Raw genomic sequence first — 3,839 nt, forward strand, 5'->3', positions numbered from 1 at the left:
AAATAGATATTCACTTGCAGCGGGAGTGACTTCATTTCTGCCTGCACCGACAGCGTATTACAAACTTCTTCAATGGCGGTACGTGGAGCAAATTTTTCCAGTTTGAGTGTAGGCGCCGCCGTTTCCATGCGCGTATAGTCAAGCACGTTATTCACTACCTGCAACAGCATATCGGCCGAATGTCGTATAGCCGATACCGTTTCCGGTGTTTTCCCCTGCTCCAGCAGGGCGGTATAACCGAGTATAGACTGCACCGGTGTGCGGATTTCATGGCTGATGGTGGCCGCGAAATCACTTTTCTGCTGTGCAAATTTTTCCGCCTGCTGTTTGGCGCGCAACAACGCCAGGTCATAACGATACAACCGGATAATGCCATATATAATAATACCGGCCATCAGCAGTATCAACGGGATTTCCCAGTAATTGTGTTTGTCGAGCTTGTAAAGCGATTGATCAATATCCTGCCCCAGTTGCAACCGCCGCTTATCCGTTTCGGCTAACATATTTTGTTTCAGGTCGGCCATGAGGTGCAGCAGCTCTGTAAACAATCGTTCATTGGCCACTACCAGCGCGTATTCTTTCTGTTTCAGGTTATTATGACTGGTAGTAGCATCCTTTATAAATTTGCTGTAGGCCTCCTGTATTTTCTGCAACTGCTCCCGCGTAAACGCTTTACCATTGGTATTTGTATCATACTGTACAATCTTCACCTGCCTGCTGGTTTGTTGCATACTGGGTTTGTTGCTGATGGCATCTTTGATCCGGCCAAACAACTTCTTTTTACCTTTGGTATGGGCCGTTTCGGTAGTGATCACGGTATCTGCCAGCCTTGGGGACTTTGTTAATTTTATGCTGCCTAACTGCTGCAGCGGCAGAGGCGTGGTACTGGTGTCCCATACCTGCGACAACTGTAATAGGGAATCTACGTATAGTCGTGTTTGTAAAAATAACTGCGATTTCCTGGCCTTATCTGCCAGCAATGCTTCCATATGCTTTTCACCTTGTCTGGATGCCACCGCACTGTCGAGGTGCGCGGTAATGCTGCTCAGCTGACTAACATAGGTATTCAAATAATTCCGGTCATAAGTGAGCGTATAGATACGAAAATTGTTGTCCGCTGCATATAATAACTGTACCGCCTGATCAATATGACCGGCATCTGTTTTGGTGGCAACAAGGTTTTTAACAACAATGCCTAACTGCTGGGATTCCCGTTTCCGTAAAAAGATGATCATAAAAAATGTCATGAGCACCAAAACCATAATCGTTAACACAGCATAGCGTACAAAAGTCTTTTTTTCCTGGATTTTATACATCGTTAGAGTATGAATGGATGTTGGCTTGCAGTCCTGCCGGACTGGTCACGAAAATAAGGATTTTATCCGGCGTAACTAATAGATAATCAATGTAAAACAATAAATATGGGTATATATATTCCACTGAATTCTATATGTATTTGTTTATTTAATACATTATATTTTTTTATCTATTAAAAGATTCATATCAGGTACTAATTGATAATATTTATAATATCTTTTTTACAGGGAAAGGTCAATGCAGATTTTTGTATTATTGTTGCGTTATAATATTTTTCCTCAATGCGCTACCTGAAAAACTGTTTTACTACCTGCCTGTTATTGTTTGTACTACTACCATTTTCGTATAGCCAATCCCTTTATCCGGATCCGCATTATAAATTTGTAGCAGGCCCCGGGGTATTACAGGATCGCAACTTTTACCTGTTTACCCTGCTGGAACGATTGCCAGGACTGCCTTTGCTGTTGGCGAAAGATAGCAGTATGACAGTGTTGCGGAATCAGTATAAACAGCGTATATCCCATCCCGTGAGCAGTGGAGAAAATGCCGCCGCTTTGTTGTTTTCAGATGCGAATATTCAACAGGTAAGTAATGCCCTTACCCGGCTGTTGCAGCAAAACCCGGCGCCCTTCGTTCGCCTGTTGCGTGAAATGCGTGGCAGTGGCCTGTTTGAGCTATATGCCCGCGAAAGTGACCGGGACTTACTTACCGCTGCCTGGAAAGATGCCGCCCAGGGGGTGAACTATATCATCAATGCCTATACGAATGGCAAAGGCCTGCGGTATCCGGTCATTGATTCTTCCCTTTTTTATGTACAGTCACCGGATTATAAAGCCGGCGTACGGCATTTGCTGGAGCAGGCAGGGGAGAAGGACAGGCAGGCAGACTTGTTTTTTCAGCCATCGCTGCAGTTTGCACTTGGATTACTCACCCTCAGCCACCGGGAAGAGGCGGTTCGCTATGAGCCAATGTCGGCCACTAACGGCGACGCCTATGGGCAAATAAAGAAAACAGACTGGCGCAAATATCCTTATCCCGCCATGCTGATCCTGGGAGCCAGCCCGGTGGCCAAAGAAGTACTCAGCGAAACCGGGAAAAGCCGTTGCCGCATCGGCGCCGGTTTATACCAGAAAGGACTGGCACCTTTTATTATAGTGTCCGGTGGTCACGTACGACCAGTAGGCACACCCTATTCCGAAGCCGTGGAAATGAAAAAGTACCTGGTCAACGAACTGAAAATACCGGCTGCCGCTGTGATGGTTGATCCCTATGCGCGGCATACCACCACCAATATACGTAATGCCATACGCATCGCCTGGAGAAGCGGTATCCCGGTCAATAAACGGATGTTGTGCGTATCGGATGCCATGCACCTGGTATATGTAAGCAGCCCCTTGTTTAAACAACGCTGTATGACCGAGTTGGGTTATATGCCTGCGGCAGACATCGTACAAACAGATCTTTATTATTTGTCGTTCTTACCAGACCTCCGTTCCCTGCAAGTCAATCCTTTTGACCCATTGGATCCATGATACACAATATTTTGTTCAGATATTCGTCTTCCTTATAAACCTTACAACACTTAATTATGTCTGATTTATCTATCCAGCCCTTGTATACGATCCTCGGAGCAGGAGGTATCATCGCCAATGAACTCGCCGCTGAGCTGGTGAAGCATAACAAGCGCGTTCGCCTCGTTAGCCGCACACCCAAATCGGTGGCCGGCATTACCGACCTGGTACCCGCCGACATCACCAATTCCGAACAAACAAAAAATGCCGTGCAGGGGAGTCACGTTGTTTTCCTGACCGCAGGTTTAAAATATGATCACAAAGTATGGGGCGACGCCTGGCCAAAGATCATGACCAACGTGATCAATGCCTGCAAAGAAGCTGGCGCCAGGTTAATATTCTTCGATAACGTATATCCTTACGGGTTAGTAAACGGTCCCATGAAAGAAGATACCCCTTATCATCCTTCCAGTAAAAAAGGGGTTATCCGCGCCGCCATTGCCACCCAACTGATGGATGAAGTAAAGGCAGGGAAATTGACTGCTACCATAGCGCGGGCGGCAGATTTTTACGGTCCCCGTGCCGATAAAACCGGTTTCCTCAACATCCTTGTCATCGATAAATTTAAGAAAAACAGCACCGCCATGTGGCTGGGCAAAGATGATCAGACACATAGCTATACCTTCACGCCGGATGCCGCCAAAGGATTATACCTGCTGTCGCAGGACGAAACATCCTGGAATCAGGTCTGGCATTTACCTACCGCCAATCCTGCACCCGATGGAAAAGGTTATGTAAACATGATTGCCACCCAAATGGGCGTAAAACCCAAATACATGAAACTGGGTAGCTTTATGCTAACGCTCTCCGGATGGTTCGACGGTACCATCAGGGAAATGAAGGAAATGCTATACCAGAGCAATTATCCATACATACTGGACTCTTCTAAATTTGAAAAACACTTTAACGTGAAACCAACTTCCTATGAAGAAGGTATCCGTTTAACACTGG

The 3,839-nt window shown here is 46.1% G+C and carries 3 protein-coding genes; 2 read left to right on the plus strand and 1 reads right to left on the minus strand.

Annotation, left to right across the window (positions count from 1 at the left end):
• A partial coding sequence (locus VIP81_RS30165) for a sensor histidine kinase (RefSeq protein WP_331970641.1) occupies positions 1 to 1,235 on the minus strand: 1,235 nt, incomplete at its 3' end.
• Positions 1,236 to 1,598: 363 nt separating this feature from the next.
• Between VIP81_RS30165 and VIP81_RS30170 the strand changes: the two genes are divergently transcribed.
• Both VIP81_RS30170 and VIP81_RS30175 read left to right on the plus strand, forming a co-directional pair.
• On the plus strand, positions 1,599 to 2,849 hold the full coding sequence (locus tag VIP81_RS30170) for a YdcF family protein (RefSeq protein WP_331970644.1): 1,251 nt from the start codon (positions 1,599 to 1,601) through the stop codon (positions 2,847 to 2,849).
• A 56-nt stretch (positions 2,850 to 2,905) separates the two neighbouring features.
• On the plus strand, positions 2,906 to 3,839 hold a 934-nt coding region (locus VIP81_RS30175), incomplete at its 3' end, for an NAD-dependent epimerase/dehydratase family protein (protein ID WP_331970647.1).

Origin of the sequence: Chitinophaga sp. (genome assembly GCF_036566945.1) — a bacterium.
Classification (GTDB): Bacteria; Bacteroidota; Bacteroidia; order Chitinophagales; family Chitinophagaceae; genus Chitinophaga.